Source organism: Sphingopyxis sp. H115 (assembly GCF_001468465.1).
Classification (GTDB): Bacteria; Pseudomonadota; Alphaproteobacteria; order Sphingomonadales; family Sphingomonadaceae; genus Sphingopyxis.
Window position 1 is genome coordinate 16,321 of the sequence record NZ_LNSA01000023.1, and the last position, 19,757, is coordinate 36,077.

Here is a 19,757-nt window from a genome sequence, read left to right on the forward strand (position 1 = left end):
GAACCCGTCTCCTGATCTACAAACGCCCGACTATGCGGGTCGGCCGTCACATCGTTACGCAATTGGCCTGCACACGGGCAATGCTGCGTCATGCTTTGCTGATCGGCTTTCAATTCCATGCCACCAAATCTTCAGACCTCGTCTCGGCGCACGCGGCGTTCTGCAGCGGGTATTGCGGCATGAACCGATCCGATAATGATCGCGCCCCTGTGCCGGAAACCGGCGAAAATGATCGGTTGATCGACCGGTTGTTCCGGTCGGAGGCGCCGCGCCTCGCACGCCTCTTCCGCCGATCGATCCGGAACCAAGATGAGGTGCACGACCTTGTTCAGGACACATTTGTCAATTTCGTCGAGGCGCGCCCTAGGTCTAAGGTGCGCACCCCCGCTGCCTATCTCCGCACGATTGCCCGAAGTCTGTTGTGGGAGCGCACGCGGCGTCCCCGCGCCCATGATCGAGCAAACCATGTCCCGGTGGACGAGGCCCACGAGTTGTGGGTCGATCCGGAACAGGAATGGATGATGGAGGCGTCGGATTTCATGCGCCGCTACGAGGAGGCGCTTTCAGAACTTCCATCGCGAACGCGGGAAGTATTCCGGCTCCATCGGCAGGAAGAACTGACCTATCAGGAGATCGCCGAGAAGCTCGGTATCACCGTTGACGGTGTCAAATACCATATGAAGAAGGCACTGCTCTATCTCGATCACAGGGTGAACGCCAATGGCTGAAACACATCGCTATGAGCAAGATCAGCTCCGCCGCGAGGCCGGCGAATGGTTCGTTATCATGAACGATGAGAATGTGAGTGAGGAAGACGAGCGGGAATTTAAGCGATGGCTCGCGCGTGGTGCGCTGCATCGCGCGACCTATAATCGCATCGCTGGCCTTCATTCCGCCGGCAAGCGCGTCGATTGGGAAAACCTGCCGCCGCCCAAGCCGGTGCGCGGGACGGCCAAACGCGTCTGGATCACCGTAATCGGATGCATGGCGCTCATAGGCTTCGTCGCATGGCGCGCGAGCGGAGCACCAGCCTTCTGGCCGGAAGCGGATACGACACAAATGGCGCAGGGCCACGCGGACGCATCGCTCCAATATTCGACCGAAGCTGGCGAGGTGCGCGAGTTTTCACTTCCGGATGGGTCTCGCCTGACCTTGGACGGTGACACCACGATCCGAGCATGGTTTCGATCTGGCGAGCGCCGTCTACGACTAGGCCGCGGCCGAGCGCGCTTCGATGTCGCGCACGAAGAACGTCCGTTTGTCGTTGACGCGGGCGACAGCGAGATCGTTGCCGTGGGAACTGTCTTTGACGTAGCTTTTCGCGACAAGCGCACGGTGGAGATTCATCTCCTGCGGGGCGCCATTGACGTTCGCCGAGCGCAGTCGGCAGGGAAGGCTGAACCGATCCGGCTCGAGCCAGGTGACGAGCTCCGCTATGCGATCGAAGGTTCGGGCAACTCGGCAAGTGTTCAAAAACGAGGAACGGAAGCCGACTGGACGGAGGGCGTGTCCGAAGCGCAGGAAGCGCGCGTTGCAGATCTCATAGCCAGAGTGAACAATCGATCAGCGACTAAAATCTACCTTGAAGACCCCGCCATCGCGCCGCGCATCGTGTCTGGGCTAAACGGGATCGATGACCCGGAATTGCTCGCTGAGAATCTGTCGAATCTTTACGATCTGCAGATAACGCGGAGCGGGAACCGCATTATTTTAGGCGATCCGCAGAAATAACGCTTCCTTCGACTACCCTGCGCAGCGTGCGCAACGCTCATACCCTGTAGGCACGGGCAAGAACTCGCCTGGCTGTACTGAGGGGAGAGTCCATGCAATTTCGTTACAGCGTGGCGGGCTTCGTGCTCGCCGCGACCACCAGCTTTGTGCCGGTTGCTTCAGCGATCGCTGCTGAGTCCGCCATCACCGCCAGCTATGATCTTCCTGCCCAGGATCTGTCTTCCGCGCTGAATACAGTGCGCCGAATTTCCGGCACAAACATCGTCTTCGACAATGAAGACGTCCGACAGCGAAAGGCGCCGCGGTTGGCGGGAAACTTCACTCCTGAGGAAGCCGTCAGGCGTCTGATCGAGGGATCCGGTCTGGTCGTCCGAAATACGAAAAGTGCGATTATAATCGGCCGGGCCGGTACACCGCGTTCTCCGGACCAAGTCGAGACAGCCGAGCAGGAGATCACCGTTACGGGATCGCGCATCAAAGGCGCGCGACTTGCATCGCCCGAGATCAGAATTGATCGCGGCGATATTCAGCGAGCCGGGTTTGGTGATCTTGGCGAAGCCGTGAGATCGATCCCGCAAAATTTCGGCGGGGGCCAAAACCCGGGGGTCGGGAAGGGCGCTCGCTCTGGTGCAAATACTAACGATAATGTGACCGGAGGTTCCGCCGTCAACTTGCGCGGCCTCGGAGCCGATGCAACGCTCACCCTTCTGAACGGTCACAGATTGTCTTTTGGGGGTTCGGCGCAGGGCATCGATATTTCCGGTATCCCGACTGAAGCCATCGAGCGCGTCGAAATCATTCCTGACGGCTCATCGGCGCTTTATGGTTCCGATGCGGTGGCTGGCGTCGTGAACGTCATTTTGCGGCGTTCCTTTGACGGCGTTACCGCTAACGCGCGCGTCGGCACGGCAACCGATGGAGGCGGCACTTCGCAGCTTTATCAGATCGTGGCTGGCAAGCAGTGGCAGAGCGGTAACCTGCTCGTCGCATATGGTTTTCGCCGAAATGAGGAGGTGGATGCAGAGGATCGGGACTATACCAACTATCTCCCGGAACCTTATCCGCTGATCAAAGGGCAGCGCGTGCACTCCGCGCTCGTAAGCGGGTCACAAAGCCTGTTCGATGATGTGCGCTTCAGTCTCGACGCTACCTTCGTGGATCGGGCCATGGACGGGAGCTACAACACGAATAACATCCTTAGCGTCTCCCATACGACCGATCGCTCGCTTTCGATCAGCCCGTCTCTGACCATCCCCGTCGATGACAACTGGTCGCTTTCGGTCGCGAGCACCTATGCGAGAAGTCGGAATCGGCGCCAAACCGCGTCGTCATCGAACGGCACCGTATTCCTCCGCGAAGACTTTTGTTACTGCCATTCGCTCCACGCCGTTGAAGCCTATCTGGAAGGCTCAGCGCTGTCGTTGCCCGCAGGGGATGTGCGGGCGGTGCTGGGCGCCGGCTACCGGAAAAATCGCTATCGCGTTCACGGGAGATCGTCGGCGAACGGAGATCAATTCGTCACAACTGGAGGGGATCAGAGCGATACCTACGCATTCGGCGAAATCCAGATCCCGGTCATTTCAGGGCTGAACGAAACGGCATTCGCAAAGGCACTGACGATCTCGGTAGCCGGCCGCTACGACCGGTACAATTATAGCGGTAGCGTCACAACGCCGAAGATCGGCCTGATTTACAGCCCAAATAATGCCGTCGACCTGAAATTCTCCTGGGGGCGTTCGTTCAAAGCTCCCACCCTCGCGTCCATTTATCAGACGCAATATGCGTACCTCCTTCCGCTGACATATTTTGGGAGGAGCGACGCTGCACCAGATGAATCAGCCCTCTATCTTGATGGCGGTTCCACATCATTGCGGCCGGAGCGAGCCACAACCTGGACTGCGACGGTCGCCTTTCACCCCAAGTCGTTGCCGGGGCTTAACGCGGACCTGTCCTACTTCCGGGTGAAATATATCGACCGTGTTCGCACTCCAATCGGGTTTTACCCCGAAGCACTCAGTCCGAATTATGCGAACTATGTCACACTGAATCCCAGCGAAGTGGCGCTCCAGGCAGCCATCAATGGCGCGTCCGGCGGCTTCCTCAATTATACCGCCGGGGCCTACGACCCGGCGTCGGTCCTGTACCTCATCGACAACAGAAATATGAATGTCGCGGCGCAAAAAATCGAGGGCGTGGATGTCAATTTGTCCTATCGCCTGGATCTGCACGACGGCGCGCTGGTCACAGCGTTGAATGGCAGTTGGCTTCGCAGCCGCCAGAAGAACGGATCAGCTTTCCCCTATTTTGACCTTGCCGGAACGATCTGGAACCCACCCCATTTTCGATCGCGCGCCAGTGTCGGTTGGGAAGGGAATTCCGCCGAAGCATTCGTCTATTTCAACTATATTGGAGGCGTCGAAGATCGTCGTGCGGCGCTCCCGATTGACGGGCGATCAATGTTCACCGTCGATCTTTCGCTCAGCTATCGAACGTCCACTTCCGGCGGCTTTCCGAACGGTTTCCGTATCGGTCTCAGCGTCGAGAATCTGTTCGACAAGCGGCCCCCCTATTTGGCGCCGGCACCCTTCACGGAACCCTATGACTCGACCAATTATTCCCCAATGGGGCGCTTTGTCGCGTTGTCGCTATCGCAGTCTTTCTAATGGCCCTCGTCATGGAATGCATCGCGCGGCGATCGGCGAACCGCGCGTTCACGTTAATTTTCCTTACTACCGCAGCGCTGCCGGGTGCGGCTTTCTCACAAGCTGCGCCGCTGCCACCGACGGCGCCCGCTCTGCAAGTTGTGGCTACGAATGCGACCGGCGTCGACTTGCAATCAGCGAGGGACACAAGCCCGTCATGTCCGACGATAGTTCCTCCGGTCGCATCGCAATCGATAGCACGAAGTGTGGAGGCGGATGATATCATTCGCCTCCGCGATTTCGGAAAGATGGATGCGTCTGAGGCAGACCCGGGCGGCTTTGCTGTGTCGCCCGACGGAAGATATCTGGCAATCCAGCTTCGACAGGCGGACCCCGTCTCCAACAGCTACTGCCAAGCCCTGCTGATTTATGATCTCGGCAATGTTCGAACTGCGCCGCGCATTGTCGACATGGGCGGCGACTACGTGCGCCGGACGATTACGCTCTACGGTCTCGAGGGCTTCCCCACCGGCACTCCGGAACCTTTGACGCCGAAATGGTCAAAAGATGGCAAGTGGCTGGCCTTCCTGAAACGAGAAGAAGGAATCACGCGACTTTTCGTGACCGCGCTGTCCGAAGGTGGCACGAGAAGTATCTCTGACGGGCGTTTCGACGTCGCCGACTTCGCCTGGTCAGATGACGCATCGCAGTTGCGCTATCGACAACGGGAAAATCACGCCGCTGCCATAGAACGACTGCAAACCGAGGGGCGAAGCGGTTTCCAATTCGACGAGCGATTTTGGCCGCTTGCCGAGCTCACGCCATATCCACGCGAGACACCTGCGGAAGTCGAACGTTTTGTCATGATCGGAGAGGCCGATACGTTCGGTGGGTCCGGCAGTGCATCACAGCAGGATAGAATGGCGGAGGAGGCAGGCCGCGCTCCGACGCGCAAAGGCGCCGCTGTTGCGATCATCGACCATCGACAACTCGCGGCGAGGGTCGGCGACAAAAATATAGTTTGCCAATTTAAGGAATGCGCCCGCGTCGCAGCGGCATGGACGGTTCCGGGAGCCGACGAAATTGTCTTCATGCGCCGAGAAGGGTTCGCCGCAGCGCGAACCGGCATTTATCGATGGGCTCTGGGTGAGAACAAGCTGACGAATATCCTCACAACAGACGACGCGATCCGCGGATGTGATTTTCAACTCCTTTTGGTTTGCGCCCGAGAAGCTTCTCTTCAACCCCGCGACATCGTTGAAATCGATCTGAGGTCGGGAAAAATCCATCAACTTATCGAGCTCAACCCCGAATGGATCGCGCGCAGGCTCGGAACAGTGACCCGCCTGCGTTGGACCAACAAATATGGAATCGAAACGTTTGGCGATCTCGTGCTTCCACCGGACGCTCGGCACGATGAGCGTTTGCCACTTGTTGTCGTGCAGTACAGCAGTCGCGGCTTTCTCAGAGGCGGAACTGGCGACGAATATCCGATTCAGGCTATCGCGGCGAAAGGCTTTGCCGTCCTGAGTTTTGACCGTCCGCTCGACTACCGGACCGCGATGTCTCGCGCCGACCGATCGGTATCCCGACGGCACATCGCGAACGCGTGGACCGATCGTGCGAGCGTTCACGATTCTCTTATGCGCGGAATCAAGCTGGCGGCTGACACGCACCCGATCGATGCCGACCATATCGCGATCACGGGACTCAGCGATGGCGCGTCCACCGCGACATATGCGCTAATCCATGCCGATATATTCTCGCTGGCGCTCATTAGCTCATGCTGTGAAGACCCGAGCATTTTGGAGACCGGTGTTGGGGAAGCCTATGCGAGCATTTTGCGCACGAATGAATATCCACTGCCTTGGGAACAGCACAAATCGAGTTGGAAGCGCGTCAGTCTCGCGATGAACGCAAGCCGCGTGTGCGCGAAGATTATAATTCAGAGCGCGGATCGGGAAGCGCGCCTGGCCACTGCCTCCCTTCGGGCGCTGCGGCAATTCGGCCGTGATGTGACAATGTTCATTTTCCCCGATGAGTATCATGTGAAATGGCAGCCGGTTCATCGTCAGGCCGTTTTCAGACGAACGCTCATGGAACTCGACGACTGGCGGCGATTGCCTAAGGCGCGGTGTTCAAGGTGACTTGCGGCGATGCTCTGCACCAAGCCTCGACGTCGCACAGGCGGAGAATTCGTCCCATATCATTCACGCCAAATGTCAGGTCGTCCTTCAGCTGCTGTTCGATCATGCTGCGATCAAGAATACCCGCGCCGCTGAGTAGTCCGTCCATCAGCATTTCGCGAATGAGAACTCGTCGCTCGCGCAGCATCTGCAATTGAAACTGGCCGAGGCCTCCTTTTGAGATCCGCCATGCGACTTTGGCGGGAAGATCCCGCTCCATGGCTCGGCGGGCTATGTAACGACTTCGCCCCCGGCCGACCCAAAGCCAAGTCGGTATGCGTAGGCAAGTCTCGACAAGGGGCTGCGACAATAGGGGAAATATCCCCTTCATCAAATCGGAGCGCCGATAACCATTCATGTTATAGCAGCTGTTGTATAGTCCATGAACATGTTCAACCTTTCCGGGAAGCGGTCGGTTTTTTGGCGGAGGCCACGGCAGCCCAGGTGGCGATTCATTGGATGGAAGATCTTTGGAAAGAAATGCATCATTCGCGCGCCAGTTGGCGTGGTGCTTGCCTTTCCATCCCTTCCTGATCGCCTTCCAGCCGAGATCCCACGCGTTGCACTGATTTGCACGCGCCACCTCAAAGACGGTTCGTGCAAAATTTGGACTCGGACCTTTCGCTCGAAGGGTGTCCGCCGCGGGTCCGGAACTCTGCAGATGGCAGAATACGGCGTCGCCGCCCTGACCGTTGACAAATGTGTCGATCGACCGGTCCGTTGCCATTTCGAGGGAGATGCGATCGGTTTCTTGAACAAAGGACCGCGAGTGGGGTCGGGGCAAGTGCGGCCGCGCCGAATGAAGAAGATCTGGTCTTCGATGATCAGGCGCACCCTCGTCCAGGGAGATATGTAAGTGGCTGGCTACGCTTCTTGCAAAATTCCTCTCGTCCCCATCGTTTCCTTCGCTGAACATCGTGATCGCGTGAATTTCACGCCCAGCAGTGGCGGACCCCGCCGCGATTATCGACGAATCCAAGCCCCCTGAAAGATCGAGGGCGTAAAACCGTCCGCGCGGCATCTGCGCTCCGATGCAGCGAAGAATTTCCCGGCGAACAAGTTCCATGGCTTCATCTGGATCGGTGATCAGGACGTCGGGATTGGTGAACTTCCAAGGGTCCCAGTGAAAACTGGCCTCAAGCGCCGGTGGGGCTTCAAACTTGATCGATTCTCCACACCTGATCTCGGAAACTCCGGAGAGGCATGTGGATGACATGCTGAGATTATCCCAAATCAGATGTCTGGCGACTGATTCCCAGTTTATCGACGGCGGGCGCCTTGCCATTTCCAGCAATAGCCTTGTGTCCGAGGCAACAACGAGGACTCCGCCCTCGACTATGTAATAGGCATTGATGCTACAGAATGGGGATCGTTCGCAGGTGATCACGCCGTTGGACAAACTGGCCAGGACGATATAGGAACCCCAATATTCATTGTTCAAATGGCCGCCTCGATACGCCGCCGTGACACGCGCCCCTTCGTCGATGTTCTTTCCAAATGCGCGCGACGGGACATGCCGGCAGAAGACGTCGCCAACGACGACGCCAGTGCCATCGGTGAGGTGGTTGATTTCCAACCCGCTGTCGGAATAGACGACAAGGCGTTCGTCACGATGGGTCACGCTCAGCCCCGACTGATGAGCTATTTCATCCAAATGTAGGTCGAGGGCGCATGGGACCTGGGTCGGCGAGCTGACGGCTAAGAATCTGCCGATCATCGCACTGCTCTGATAGGTTCGAAGGGGCCGACCATTTCGATCGTATCGTTGAGGATGAGGTCATCATCCTGAAGCCAGCAATGGGCTTCGAATGGATGAAGCCGAACACCGAAAACCAGTGTGCTCTCATACCCGTTTTGGGCCAAAAGATGCTGAAGGCCGATTGAACGGAGCAGGCAGCGATCCCTCCTGATCGCAAACCGTTCTACATATTCGAATGCTGATATCAGACCGCTGCGGTTTGACGCCGGAGGGCCTTCTGTCTGGGCGATCATGTTCTTGCGTTGCACCCACCACAGCAATTCATCGAATCCGCGCAGTGCAATGGTGAATCGTGCGCTGGCGAGAGATCTGAATGCCGATGCAATTTGCCGGCCGGATGGCGAACGCATATCGAATTCCGCGGAATGTTCACGAGCTGGGCGAGTAATTGCGCAGCAGGAACTACGGGCTCCTTCCGCATTGGAGTTCAACCAGTGGCGATCCTCAATCAGGCGCCGAAGGCTCGGTTGCAGTGAATCAACGTCTCCTCTTCCGAGGGCAGACGCAGCCTCCTTTTCCAAGCGTGAATATCGATTTGCGAGGACATCCAGAAAGACGACCTGACCATCGATTTCGCAGCTCGAAACCCACGAAGGAAGCATGAGTGACGCCTTGGCGGAAAAAGCCGGCCGGGAATTTATCCATTCCCGGCCGGCCATTGATCAGTCGACGACGATGCCGAGCGGCTGGCGCGGCTGCACACCGTCCGGCGCGATGTTTTCGTTCGACCCGTGGGTCTCTTCGGTGACGGTGCCGAGGTCGATCAGTTCAGCGTCGCGATAGTTCGGTTCCTTGTCCATGATAGTCTCCTTTCCCGCCGCACAAATGCGACACCGAAAGAATCCCAGTTTCAGAGGATATATCCAAACATATATGTTCTGAATCTGAAGCTATATATGGAAGGGGCGAACCCCGGTATCGGCATTCTTGAGGCCGCCCTAGGTAAGTCCACTCATGATTTCAGGAAGATTACGGATACGGCGTCGATGATATGCGACTACCGATCGCCTGATTGACTGCCTGTTTCCGCGTTCAATCTTCCCGAGCAAAGCATCGAATTCGCGGCGCAAACCGCTCAATTTACGCTCTTCGGCGCGCCGGATCCGACGCATTCGATCGTTGAGATTCCGGACCAAATGCATGAAAAAGACGTTCTGGGTCACCTGGGAGATCGAGTCGAAGAGTAGTTCAATCGGCGGCGGCGCGCCGAGCTCGTCCTGTTGATTAAAGTCATGGGAAACAAGGAGACTGCTCCGGCACGAGGCGGCTGTGAGCATTACATATTGGCTCAGAATATAGAGGTGGCGAGCCGCATTCTCGTCGAGCGACGGTATTTCAAATCCGCCAGTTACCGGCATGTCGAGTAAAGCTTCGCCGACGAGCCGCAACATCGCCTCGCGGACCGGAGTCGCGCTCATTCCATATCGATCAGCTAGTTGTCCGATATTGATTCGCCCAGACGCGATACGACCTTCAATGAGATCGAGTTTAAGGCTGGTGTAGGCTCTTTGGCTAAGCCCGTGATCTGCGCTCATCTTCATACACTCCGAGTTCGAGCGCCAGTGCGCCAGTCGCGGACATGACCGATGCTTAGTGGAGTCTCGGACTGAGCATTGTGGTCAATCCCGGCGTGGAATGGTCGCCACAGAGCCCCTCCACGGTTCGCGCGTCGGCGACGATGCGACGAATCAGTCAGGAACGCGGGGCGGGTGTGATCGTCTTCGCGCGCGAAGATGCGGCGCGATGTCGCTGATGAGTCCAAGCATATTCCTGGAGCCCGTCACGTGTCCTGCGGTGATGTCGCCGTGTCCCAATGGCGAGGATTGCGACCATTGGATAGGCGATCTTACCTACGATCCACCAATAGGCGACGGGCAAGATCTCGGGATTGTATGCCGTGACGCCGTGTGCCGCGACCGCAACCAACTGAAAGGCTGCCAGCCAGATCGGCCAGAATCTGTCTGCCGCCCCGGCGATTGCCGAAAGCGCCAGCAGGAGCCCGAAATCGATAAGTAACATTTCCCATTCGACGTCGCGATAGGATGGATTGCTTAGTCCGGCCCAAAAAGTTCCCATCGTGGCGATGACCATGCAGATCGACGCAGTCCTTTCCGGGGCTCCGCCTCGCCACTGCGCATAGGCAGAGACGAGGAAGAGCAGGATCATGAATGCCACAATGACGATCACGAGCAGCGGCCCCCTTGGTCAGGCGGCCAATTCAAGGGGCGTCGCGCCGCGCGCGCTTGGGCGCTTGACGACATCCCCGAAAGCTTCAGGATCAATGCCCAGCTTTTGTGCCAGCACTTCAAGCTGTCGATGACCTTCGGCCATGTAACCGAGCGCTCCGGTAACCGAGAGCTGCGCGTTGGTCAGGGCCGACAATATCTGATGTCCGACCAGCGGCGAAAGATTTTGGTGCGTCTGCGCGTCGATTGCCGCAGTGGCGAGCCGCCCGCCTTCCGCGAAAATCTGCTGCAGCAGTTTTTCGTAGCCGAACAGCGATTCGGTCAGATGCTTGATGCGCTCTTCATCGTCGGACCTTCTATCCGAGAAGCCGGGAGAGGACGTCGAGTCCGACGGCGAGCATGCCGAAGCCGACTGCAAGCGCGATCGCAAGGAAGACGAGCCAGAAGTAACGGAGGTACGGGTCGAGGTCATTTGCAGATACTCCCATGGTTCGTAGAGGAAGCAACCTGACCCAGGAGGTGGGCGGTGGTTCCGCCTTCTCCGGTGGCTCATCGGCCTGGCCGGTGCCTACCCCCGTATTCTCCAACTGCATTTTGCGGGGGGTCATCGCGGCGTCTTCGAAGGCGTGGAAAAGTTCCGCTGCGTGCCGGCGATTGCGGGCGCGCAAAATGGCGACAGCCTCGCTGATGTAAGTGTCGACGGTGCCGACGCCCAGACCCAATTCGAGGGCGATTTCCTTGGAGGTCTTGAGCCGATAGACATGGCGGAGGCACTCGCGTTGGCGCGGGGCCAAGCGTTCGCAGAGAGCGATGCTCGGCTCTTTTACATCACTAGCAGACAAGTGCGCGCTGCTTGCCATCAATGGACGGCAAGTCCCTTACGCTATCTAAAACAGCACCTCTTTTTCTCGACCCGAGCATTGCTTTCCGACGGATTCTGCAAGCGGCTCCCCGTGCATTCCGTCAACAGAGCCGGTTCCCGACTCTCTCTGAATTTCAACTTAACACGGGAGTAGGCGGACCGGAATTTTCAGGCAACCCTTGGCAACGATTTGCTTTTCTTCACCGAGTATCTCGTATGGGTGCTCTGCGATAAGGTCCGGTTAGTGAAAATCATGGCTGCGGATACGGAGGATTTCATCTTGTTCGGGGGTCGTCCGAACGGCCGTGACGCCGATGTGCGCCCGCGCGGCGCCCATGTCGGATCGCGCGGATCGGGGCCGCCGCCATTCTTCGCCCCGTCACCGCGGCCCGGCGCGACCGTGAAATCCATCCGTGCGATCGACCGCAGCATTTCGTCGTGATCATTGATGCGGTCGCAGATGATATGCATCGCCGGCGGCAGGCGGTCGGCGGATTGCCGCTCGTGCTGCCGCGCAGGGACAGTCCGCGCCGATGAGGCAGCCCTCCGATGCGGTTACCTCGCATCCGAATCCTGCGCCGGAAACTAGAACGGATAATTGATCCCGCGACCATAGTCGTGATCAAAGGTCGGCTTGCTATCGGCGCCATAGCGCGGCGCCTGTTCGAGAACCTTCTTGTCGAGATCGACGACATAGCCGCCCTGTTCGGTGTCGTAAGTCAGGACGTCCCAGGGCAGCGGATAATAGTCGCTGCCAAGACCGAATAGACCGCCGAACTGGAGGACCGCATATTCGACGCGACCTTAGCGCTTGGTGACCATGAAATTGTAGATCGGTCCGAGCTTCTCGCGGTCGCGGTCGCGGTCGAGTCCCGCCTGGCGCTTCGCAATCGCCCAGCGCCTCTGCTTGCGCCGAGTTTCCTTAGGCTCCCCAGTCGACCACGCGAGCGATAGCGAACTCGGCATCGTCACGGGCTCTGCGTCGATGAAGTCAAAGCGGCCCTTTGCCGTGCTCTCACAGTTTCGGCCGATGAGATGGAGTCGTCTCGGCTGAAGGGACGCCGGCTCTGGCGCCGACGAGGCGCTAGATATCAGGCTCGGTTCCTGTGATCAGCCTCAGGCATTCCCGAACCGTGATAATCCGCGCCCCGCCGTGGCGCCCGAGACTCAACAAGTCGGCCTTATCGCCGGTGATCAAAAGTTCGGCCATCCCGGCCTCAATCGTCGCCAGAAGATAGTTGTCCCAGGGATCCGGGCTGACGGACACGTCGGGCAGATTCTTTATAACAATGGCGCTGCCCTTGAGTTCATTGACGAGTCTGCCGACAACGGCTGGATTCAAGCGAGCCCGCAGTTTGGGATAGCGCGTACCGCGCCGAATTTCCTCTAGCTGTTCAGCAGAGGTGATTAAGGTGATCTTGCCTTGGCACCACAAGGCAATCAGGTGAAAGGGAAGCGACCGCCCGTGCAAAAGGGCGCTGACAAGCACATTGGTGTCGATGACAACGCGCATTGATCAGTTCCGACGCGCATCCGCAATCGCTTCATCGATCAACTGGCTCATCTCTTCCGGCGAGACGTCATCGAAACCGGCGCGGGCCTCGGCGAGCGTAAGATCGAGCAGGCGCCATTTCACGGACTCTTCAATGAAGCGCGATAGGTCGCCCTTTTTCATTCCGCGCTGAGCTAGGTATGTGCGGACATCAATGTCGGTTTCGGGCGCGACATTGACGGTCCAGCGCGTCGCACCACCCATAATCAAAAACTCCTCATGGACGCCTATGCGGATAAGCGCTGACCATCTTTTTCGCCAAGATTCGATTCCGACATATGCGCTGGATCGACTTTACCACAGGGGGGCTCGATTTTAGCCTACCCGATTTTCGAGCCTCTGCACGGAACACAATAGATCGCAGCATCCACCTCGGCGCCGGACGTTCCGGCTCTCCACGTCAAACTGACGCGAGGCGCAAACGGACGCATGGCGACGCGGATCGAACAAGATGATCCACCGTTCGATGTCGAAGCTCGACGACTTGGCCTTTGCCGTGAACTACTTGTCGAACGGCAGATCATTGCGCGGTACCTCAAGAAGCAAGACTGGAGCCATGCGGGCTGGATCATGCTACTGGAACTCTATGTCGCGGATACGGTCGGTAAAGGGCTGCCGGTTTCAAGCCTAGGATATGCGAGTGGCGTTTCGGTTCCGACGGCGACGCGGCAGACAACTGAGATGGAATCGCGGAAACTTGTGGCTCGCGAGCGCGATCCTCACGACGGGCGCCGAACGAACATCGCCCTGACCGCTCGCGGTCGAGCGACCCTGCGGTGCATTCTAGACGACTATGCGAAGTCCCGGGCGAATGTGCCGCTCCGATAGAATCTGATTGGCCGCCGCGTTCTCGATCGTCCAGAACACAATCTATCATACCTAAGCGAGGGACGGGGAATCCGGCCTCAAGTCCAAGGGAGGAGGAGGGAAGCTGACGTTGGTGTGAAGTTGCAAATGGGAACAGGAGATGGCTGGATGCTCACCGGATCAGGGAAGGCAATATGTCCATTTCCGGAAACTCTTTCGATTCCTTCAATCGGCATCTTCTGATAGGCTGCCGACCGAGAAAACCCATGCAGGCGAGCCAACCTTCCAACGTATCAACAGCCGAGACCGCGCGGCCGCCCGTTGCGCGCAATTGGCTCTGGAAGCCTTGGTACGCGAAGCTCTGGTGGGCGGCGATCCCGGTCTACTGGACAGGCGCGGTGGCCTCGCTGAAGGTCCCGGCACTGGCGGAGTTCTACACCAGCGCTCTCGCAGGCTATCTCAACATGCTGTTCTTTCCGCCGACGGCACTACTGGTGCTTGGTTTCGGGTTCGTCAAAGCTTGGCTCGACAGGCCGCTATCTGGCGAGCCTCTCTCGGACGAGGAAATCGGCGAACTCGAGCAGATGAGGATGGAGGACGAGCACTGGGAGCGTCTTGGGCGACCTCATTGGTCGGTCGACATCTATGATCCGCGCTCCGGCGGACTATATATCGGCAACCCACTCAGCCTTCAGCACCCTGGACGTCGAGATTAGCGCTTCTTGTAGCTGCTATCTCCGTCGAATGGACCATTTGCTAGGTCGGTCGAAAATCGGCCACTGCTCAAGATCGAGGATTGTTCGAGCGACGTCATCGGTCCAGTAATATCGGCGGTTCCACGTGCGGAATCGGCTTGCCCAAGGTAGCGATTTCGCAGCCCCTCGGGGCCAAGCACCTGACGGTTCAGCTCGCTCGTAAATGTCATTTCAGGGTTTGCAGAGCGCGCAGCCGCCCGCTCTGCGGCGGATATCGCCTCGCGTACATCATAGTTTACGATATCGAGCGAGGCCCGAGCTGTCTCGTTACTCGTGCCCATGTCGCTGCTGCTATATCCCAAGCTCCCGCCGACGCTCCCTGACGTTGCTGTCTGTGATCGTTCCTTACCCTTGGCCGGACCACCACGCGACGCATAGTCACTGCTTTGGGCACTTGCGCCGACATTGCCGCCAACCGCAGTTCCCATTGAGATTTGGTCTTGCGCCGAGCGAGATATAGCCCGCTGCCATCCCGTCTGGGCCATGATCGCCGACACGTCGCGTTGAAGCGTATCCGCAACCTGCGGATTGAGCCGCCACTCGCCGTTGCGGTCCATTTCGAAGCCACCGCGCAGCCAGTTCGCCATCATCGCCTGACCCTCGGGTCCGCTGCTTAGCATGTTTTCGATGGTATCGGGTGCGGCTTGCTTGCCGGCCTCATATTTGGTGCTGGTGTCGCTGCGTGCGGACTGCGTGAACCCGGTGCTGCTCGACACGAGCAGGTCGTTGTCCGCGAAGCTGAACCGGGCGCGGCCTCCCTCGGCGATCGTGCCATATTGGCTGTCGTTGATGAGGCCTGCGGCGCGGAGCTGCCGCGCGACGTCGGGCGAGACATTGAGATTGAGATCGCCATTCTGCGCCATGGCGAGCTCGCGCTTGGTCATGTTGATGCCCTCGCTGCGCAGCAGCCCCTGCATGCGTGTCAACCGCTCATTGTCCACGATCCGCGTCAGCCGCTCGTTGCGCGCACGATCGGCAATTCCGGCCGCGCCACCCTCGGCCATGTCGACCTGGTTGCCCGCCGTGCGGCTCAGTGCCTGGATGAAGGCGTCGAGCCGGGCCGCCTCGCGCGTCGATACGCCGGCAGCCGCCGCACCTTCCGCAAACCCGAAATTATCGCTCTGCCGTCGCTGCTCGCCGATGCGCGCGGCGCCGCGCACGCCATCGTGGCCGACTTCGCGCTGGGCATCGAGCTTGCCCGAGCGCTCGGCAAAATCGTAACCAGCGGCCTCGCGCGTGCGGCCATAGACGCTCGTGCCTTCGCGTGCCGCCTCGGCGGTCGCGCCGTCGGCGGTGCCGAGCTGGACCGAGGCGTTATAGGTTTCCAGCGCACGCATGACCTGCGCCTCATTGCGGCCCGTCGCGCGGGAGAGGGAGGTAATCGCCGACGAGCGCGCCTCGCCCGAGAGGGTGTTGATGAAGCCGATGCGGCGCGAGGTTTCGTCGATGGAGAGGCCGAGCATCGACGCGGAATTGCGCTGCCCCTCGTTGTTCCCGGTGCGCCACGCCTGCTCGGTCGCGACGTTGCGGCGTTCGATCCCCGCGACATTGTCGCCCGCATAGTCGCGTCGGCCTTCCATAGCGCCGACGTTGACCTGCGCAGCCGTGAGATCGTTCCGCAGCATTGCCTCCTGGTCGTACGTGTTGGCGATCAACTTCGCGAAGGTCGGGTCGGCCGATGCCTGCGCGATCACGGTCGAGGCCTTCAGCGCAGCGTCTTTCTGATCATAGCCATTGCGCTCGAAATGCCGCTGCGCGCCCTGCATCATCATGTCGTAGGCGCGCGTATCGCCGAAGGCTTTCCACTGCACCATGTTCTGCGCGAAGCCGGCGAAGGCGCGTTCGCCCGCCTGGCCCGGCCCAAAATAGCTCGTGCCGAGACTACGTAGCGCGTCCTTCTCGGCGAAATTGTGGATCGCCGACGTCGTCGCATTGGCGCGCACCGCTGCGGCCGTCGCGGGATGAGTGAGGTCGCGGCCGACGAGGGCAGGGGCGAGCCCCCCGAGCTCGCGTGCGGCGTCCGTGACGCCGAGCCCGAAGCCGGTCGCTCCCGGCGCGCCAGGCGTGCGATCGCTGAGATAGCCACCTGCGGCGCCGAAGGCGCGATTGGTACCGAAGGTAGACCGCTCTCCGAAGTGCCCGAAGCTCGACGCCGCACTGCGCCGTGCGGTCGTGCCGGTCGCCGAGGCCTGCGCCTCGAGCGCCTGCGCGCGGCCTTCATGCGTCATGATCGGGGTGGCGGCCGCGGTGCCCTGGCCCTGCACGCCGAGCGCGCCGCTGGTGAAGGAGGTGAACACATTGCCCGAGAAGCGGAACACGGTGAAGACAAAGGCGCCGGCCAGCCCGGCGGCCGCGGTGCGAAAGCTTCCGAAGATTGCGAGCGCCTTCATCGCCGAACCTGGCGCCAGCATCCAGGCGTTCGCCGCGACATGGTTCGAGCGCATCTCGGCAAGCACGTCCATCGCGCGGCCGAGCGTGAGCTGGTAGATTCCGGCATCGATCACGCCCCACATGGCGACGAAGACGAAGAGGCCAAGCGCGAAGCTCGCGACGCGCAGGTTGATCGGGGTCAGGATGAAGAGCAGCGCGATCGGCATCATGAACAGCATGATGCCGAAGACAGTGGCGCGGATCGTCGGCATCCATTCGTTCGCCGTCGACATGGTGGCGAGACCGCTCGAGACGACGGCACGGTTCGCCATGACGCGCGCGGCGGTCGCAGGGCTATCTTCGAACAGCACGTCGCCGACGGCGTTGCCGAGGTTGATGTTCGTCATCAGCTGCTGGAGCGTCAGCGGCGTCGCGAGCATCTTGTCACCGAGCGCTCCGAGGTTCGACCGGCAGCGCTGGAGCTGAGCCGCGTTCGAGACGTCATAGCCGGTGCGCTCGCAGACCTGTTGACTGTAACCGTGGAACAGCGACGGATCGGAAAGCCGGTCCGAGATATGCGTCCAAGTCTCGGTGCAGCTCACCGTTGTTCCGCCCTTGTCGGTGGCAGTGAAGACGGTGCTGAAGGTCGCCGGCCCAGACATCGCGGCAAAAGCCGCGGGAAGATCGTTCGTGGTACGAAAGAGTTGATCGTCGTCGATGCCATAGGCGGGAGAGACGCGCGCGACGGGATAGCATTGCCGGACATAATCCTTGATCGTTGCATCGAGGAAGGTGTCGGTCATCGGCCCTCGCGGGCTAACAGCGTTCAGGAACAAGTCAAAGCTGTGACCACCCGCACCGAACTCGAGCTTGGCATTGGGGTCGATCGTATTATCGTCGATCGTCTCGGCGATCGCCCGCTCCATCATATTGGTGACGCCCGCGACGAGAACGATCAGGTTCGGGACGTCGCCAACGGGCTGATAGGCGTTGCGGACCCGGTCGTAGACATGGACGGTGCCCGTGGTCGCAACCATGCCGACGAAAAGCCCGATGCCGACGAGCGTCTGAAAGCCGAAAGCGACGATCCCCATGCCGTTGCCGCGCACGCTCGCGAGTAGCGCGCCGAGCGCGATCCCGGCGACCGCGACGATGAGCACCAGCGTTTCGTAGCGCGGATCGGCAAAGATCATCGAGACGAGCCGGAACGCGTCGACGGTCTCGTTGAACCCGTCATAGGTGTGGAAGCTGGTTTCGAGCGCTAGCGCAGCGGTCGGCACGGTGGCGGCGAGGGCGGCGATCAGCGCGGAAAGGAATCGGGAGCACATCGCGATCAGCGATTGCGGTTAGCGGCGGCACCGGCGGCGTCGCGCGCGTCGCGGTCGCGCTGGCGGACGAGCCCGGCATAGTTCGCCGAGAGGTTGGCCTGGTTCAGCGCCGCCATATAGGACTGGCGCATCTGCGCGCGCTGGCGCAGCACTTCCTCGCGAAGATCGCGCAGCTGCTCTATCCCCTTGGTGAGGATGCGCGTCTGGCAGATATTGGCATTGCCTGCGTCGGCGGCACCGGCGGCCGACGTGCCGCGCTCGGCATTCGACAGCGCGAAATCGATGCTGCGAGTGAGATCATTGAGCATCTGGTAGGCGAGGGTCAGGGCGACCAGTTCGTCGGTATCGCCGATCACGGCATCCTCGACGCCTTCGCGCACGCCCCATTCGAGCATCCGGTAGATGGGGAGCGTCTTCACATTGGCGACGAACTGGCGCTCTTCGGCAGTCAGCGCGGCGCGGGTGCGGATCTTGGTCGCGATCGTCTGCATCCGTTCACGCGCGAGGACGAGCGCGCCGCGGCCCGGCCCGTCAGTCGCGCAGTCAGCGCTGGTCGGCGGGACGTTGAGCGACCGGGCCTGGACACGTCCGGTCAGGAAATCCTCGACGCCTTCGGTGTCCTGACGCGGGCAGGCAGGGATGGCCGAAAAGAGCGGCACCTTGTCGGTCGCGTCCCAACGCATGTAAACATCGCCGACCCGCGCACGCATCACGCTGGTCCATTCGCTGGCGCCGACGCGCGCGGCGGCGTGCGCGAGCAGCGAGCCGGTGCGGAAGATGTCGGTGACCTCGCGCGGGCAGTTGGCGAGCGCTTCCTTCAGATCCTCGGTCGGATTATTATTGTTCGCCTCAATCTTCTCGCGGCTTTGCTGATAACTTTTCGCATAACCCTGCTTGATCGAGCGATAGCCGGTCATCTCCTCGATGATCCCCGACATATTGTCGTCTCCTCGAGCGATCTGAACCATGCGGTTCGCAAGGCGGCAGTCGTTGACCTGGATCGAGTTCAGGAAGTTGGTCGCCGCCTCCATCTTCGAGATGATGTTGCCCATCTTCTCGTCGAGGGTTTCGAGGAGATACTGGAAGGCGACGGCGGGCGCGGCCTGCAGGATGCTCTCGAGCTTCTGGACGAGATAGTCGGGATCGAGAAACGACATGCCGCCGAGGAACATGTCGATGCCACCGCAGCCCGCGCGCACCTTGGGCAGCGTCACGCTCATCAGATAGTCGTTGTGGACGTCGACGCGGCCCGAGAAGCCGCCCGCGGTCACATAACCGCGCGCCTGGTCCTCGAAACTGCCGGGCGACGTGTAGGTCACATTGTCGAACCAATGCTCGGCCCAGCTTTGGGCATAGGCTCCCGGCGCGCCGGCTCCGCAGGTTGACAGGATGAGGGCGATCATAATGGCGCGGCGGCCGCCAAGCGAGGACATCAGCGTTCTTTCTCAGGGGCGGGATGTGGCAGGCTGAACCCGCTCAGGGTCGCTTGTGTTGACCTCTCGCGACAAGGGCAGAGGCACGTACGCGCCTCTCAGAGGCAAGGTCCTTCCGCCAATATGTCCCACGCGAAATGGGCCAC

At 60.0% G+C, this 19,757-nt stretch carries 18 protein-coding genes and 1 pseudogene; 7 read left to right on the top strand and 12 right to left on the bottom strand.

What is annotated here, in order from left to right:
• Positions 1-80: 80 nt before the first annotated feature.
• The 4 genes from ATE71_RS15375 (at position 81) to ATE71_RS15390 (ending at position 6,520) form a co-directional block, all read left to right on the top strand.
• Positions 81-728: an RNA polymerase sigma factor gene (locus ATE71_RS15375; protein WP_058804227.1), complete on the top strand. Its 648-nt coding sequence runs from the start codon at positions 81-83 to the stop codon at positions 726-728.
• Complete coding sequence (locus ATE71_RS15380; RefSeq protein WP_058804228.1) at positions 721-1,731, top strand: FecR family protein; 1,011 nt, start codon at positions 721-723, stop codon at positions 1,729-1,731. Before ATE71_RS15375 ends, ATE71_RS15380 begins: the two co-directional genes overlap by 8 nt.
• A 92-nt stretch (positions 1,732-1,823) precedes the next feature.
• The gene (locus ATE71_RS15385; protein ID WP_082665244.1) at positions 1,824-4,394 is read left to right on the top strand and encodes a TonB-dependent receptor; all 2,571 of its coding nucleotides are present in this window, start codon (positions 1,824-1,826) and stop codon (positions 4,392-4,394) included.
• A gap of 11 nt (positions 4,395-4,405) precedes the next feature.
• A complete protein-coding gene (locus ATE71_RS15390; protein ID WP_160328049.1) occupies positions 4,406-6,520 on the top strand; it encodes an Atxe2 family lasso peptide isopeptidase in 2,115 nt (704 codons plus the stop codon).
• Here the strand turns inward: ATE71_RS15390 and ATE71_RS21815 are convergent.
• From ATE71_RS21815 to ATE71_RS15420, 7 genes are all read right to left on the bottom strand, one after another.
• Positions 6,498-8,180 carry an asparagine synthase C-terminal domain-containing protein gene (locus ATE71_RS21815; RefSeq protein ID WP_160328050.1) on the bottom strand — a complete coding sequence of 561 codons (1,683 nt, stop codon included), beginning with the start codon at positions 8,178-8,180 and terminating at the stop codon, positions 6,498-6,500. The two genes, ATE71_RS15390 and ATE71_RS21815, sit on opposite strands and share 23 nt — an antisense overlap.
• 92 nt (positions 8,181-8,272) lie before the next feature.
• Positions 8,273-8,920 (bottom strand): lasso peptide biosynthesis B2 protein, encoded by a 648-nt coding sequence (locus ATE71_RS21820; RefSeq protein ID WP_160328051.1) that lies wholly within the window; start codon positions 8,918-8,920, stop codon positions 8,273-8,275.
• Positions 8,921-8,980: 60 nt separating this feature from the next.
• The gene (locus tag ATE71_RS22565; protein WP_160328052.1) at positions 8,981-9,118 is read right to left on the bottom strand and encodes a hypothetical protein; all 138 of its coding nucleotides are present in this window, start codon (positions 9,116-9,118) and stop codon (positions 8,981-8,983) included.
• A gap of 138 nt (positions 9,119-9,256) precedes the next feature.
• On the bottom strand, positions 9,257-9,853 hold the full coding sequence (locus ATE71_RS15405; RefSeq protein ID WP_160328053.1) for a GntR family transcriptional regulator: 597 nt from the start codon (positions 9,851-9,853) through the stop codon (positions 9,257-9,259).
• A 157-nt stretch (positions 9,854-10,010) separates the two neighbouring features.
• Positions 10,011-10,505 (bottom strand): hypothetical protein, encoded by a 495-nt coding sequence (locus ATE71_RS15410; protein WP_136173716.1) that lies wholly within the window; start codon positions 10,503-10,505, stop codon positions 10,011-10,013.
• 18 nt (positions 10,506-10,523) lie between these two features.
• On the bottom strand, positions 10,524-10,922 hold the full coding sequence (locus tag ATE71_RS15415) for a hypothetical protein (protein WP_058804234.1): 399 nt from the start codon (positions 10,920-10,922) through the stop codon (positions 10,524-10,526).
• Positions 10,861-11,298: a helix-turn-helix domain-containing protein gene (locus ATE71_RS15420; RefSeq protein WP_160328054.1), complete on the bottom strand. Its 438-nt coding sequence runs from the start codon at positions 11,296-11,298 to the stop codon at positions 10,861-10,863. The genes ATE71_RS15415 and ATE71_RS15420 overlap by 62 nt, the downstream gene beginning before the upstream one ends.
• Before the next feature lie 321 nt (positions 11,299-11,619).
• Here ATE71_RS15420 and ATE71_RS22570 point away from each other — a divergent pair, with 321 nt between their 5' ends.
• Positions 11,620-11,808, top strand: a complete 189-nt coding sequence (locus tag ATE71_RS22570; RefSeq protein ID WP_160328055.1) for a hypothetical protein — start codon at positions 11,620-11,622, stop codon at positions 11,806-11,808.
• Positions 11,809-11,951: 143 nt separating this feature from the next.
• On the opposite strand, the pseudogene ATE71_RS21830 reads toward ATE71_RS22570, so the two are convergent.
• From ATE71_RS21830 to ATE71_RS15440, 3 genes and pseudogenes are all read right to left on the bottom strand, one after another.
• Positions 11,952-12,332 (bottom strand): annotated as a pseudogene (locus tag ATE71_RS21830) (PRC-barrel domain-containing protein).
• A 118-nt stretch (positions 12,333-12,450) separates the two neighbouring features.
• On the bottom strand, positions 12,451-12,879 hold the full coding sequence (locus ATE71_RS15435) for a putative toxin-antitoxin system toxin component, PIN family (protein ID WP_058804238.1): 429 nt from the start codon (positions 12,877-12,879) through the stop codon (positions 12,451-12,453).
• A gap of 3 nt (positions 12,880-12,882) precedes the next feature.
• Positions 12,883-13,122, bottom strand: a complete 240-nt coding sequence (locus ATE71_RS15440) for a ribbon-helix-helix domain-containing protein (protein ID WP_058804239.1) — start codon at positions 13,120-13,122, stop codon at positions 12,883-12,885.
• Between the two features lie 225 nt (positions 13,123-13,347).
• On the opposite strand from ATE71_RS15440, the gene ATE71_RS21835 reads away from it, so the two are divergent.
• Positions 13,348-13,746 (top strand): MarR family winged helix-turn-helix transcriptional regulator, encoded by a 399-nt coding sequence (locus ATE71_RS21835; protein ID WP_082665249.1) that lies wholly within the window; start codon positions 13,348-13,350, stop codon positions 13,744-13,746.
• 173 nt (positions 13,747-13,919) lie between these two features.
• Positions 13,920-14,441, top strand: a complete 522-nt coding sequence (locus ATE71_RS15445; protein ID WP_232014686.1) for a hypothetical protein — start codon at positions 13,920-13,922, stop codon at positions 14,439-14,441.
• Here ATE71_RS15445 and ATE71_RS15450 read toward each other — a convergent pair.
• Together ATE71_RS15450 and ATE71_RS15455 are read right to left on the bottom strand one after the other, a co-directional pair.
• A complete protein-coding gene (locus ATE71_RS15450; RefSeq protein WP_058804241.1) occupies positions 14,438-18,178 on the bottom strand; it encodes a conjugal transfer protein TraG N-terminal domain-containing protein in 3,741 nt (1,246 codons plus the stop codon). The two genes, ATE71_RS15445 and ATE71_RS15450, sit on opposite strands and share 4 nt — an antisense overlap.
• Positions 18,179-18,183: 5 nt before the next feature.
• Positions 18,184-19,581, bottom strand: a complete 1,398-nt coding sequence (locus ATE71_RS15455; protein WP_234178595.1) for a conjugal transfer protein TraH — start codon at positions 19,579-19,581, stop codon at positions 18,184-18,186.
• Between the last annotated feature and the right edge of the window lie 176 nt (positions 19,582-19,757).

Coding starts and splice junctions, on each gene's coding strand:
- ATE71_RS15375 (WP_058804227.1), top strand. CDS start 81: ATGCTGCGTCATGCTTTGCTGATCGGCTTTCAATTCCATGCCACCAAA.
- ATE71_RS15380 (WP_058804228.1), top strand. CDS start 721: ATGGCTGAAACACATCGCTATGAGCAAGATCAGCTCCGCCGCGAGGCC.
- ATE71_RS15385 (WP_082665244.1), top strand. CDS start 1,824: ATGCAATTTCGTTACAGCGTGGCGGGCTTCGTGCTCGCCGCGACCACC.
- ATE71_RS15390 (WP_160328049.1), top strand. CDS start 4,406: ATGGAATGCATCGCGCGGCGATCGGCGAACCGCGCGTTCACGTTAATT.
- ATE71_RS21820 (WP_160328051.1), bottom strand. CDS start 8,920: ATGCTTCCTTCGTGGGTTTCGAGCTGCGAAATCGATGGTCAGGTCGTC.
- ATE71_RS22565 (WP_160328052.1), bottom strand. CDS start 9,118: ATGGACAAGGAACCGAACTATCGCGACGCTGAACTGATCGACCTCGGC.
- ATE71_RS15405 (WP_160328053.1), bottom strand. CDS start 9,853: ATGAGCGCAGATCACGGGCTTAGCCAAAGAGCCTACACCAGCCTTAAA.
- ATE71_RS22570 (WP_160328055.1), top strand. CDS start 11,620: ATGGCTGCGGATACGGAGGATTTCATCTTGTTCGGGGGTCGTCCGAAC.
- ATE71_RS15435 (WP_058804238.1), bottom strand. CDS start 12,879: ATGCGCGTTGTCATCGACACCAATGTGCTTGTCAGCGCCCTTTTGCAC.
- ATE71_RS15440 (WP_058804239.1), bottom strand. CDS start 13,122: ATGGGTGGTGCGACGCGCTGGACCGTCAATGTCGCGCCCGAAACCGAC.
- ATE71_RS21835 (WP_082665249.1), top strand. CDS start 13,348: ATGGCGACGCGGATCGAACAAGATGATCCACCGTTCGATGTCGAAGCT.
- ATE71_RS15445 (WP_232014686.1), top strand. CDS start 13,920: ATGTCCATTTCCGGAAACTCTTTCGATTCCTTCAATCGGCATCTTCTG.
- ATE71_RS15450 (WP_058804241.1), bottom strand. CDS start 18,178: ATGTGCTCCCGATTCCTTTCCGCGCTGATCGCCGCCCTCGCCGCCACC.
- ATE71_RS15455 (WP_234178595.1), bottom strand. CDS start 19,581: ATGATCGCCCTCATCCTGTCAACCTGCGGAGCCGGCGCGCCGGGAGCC.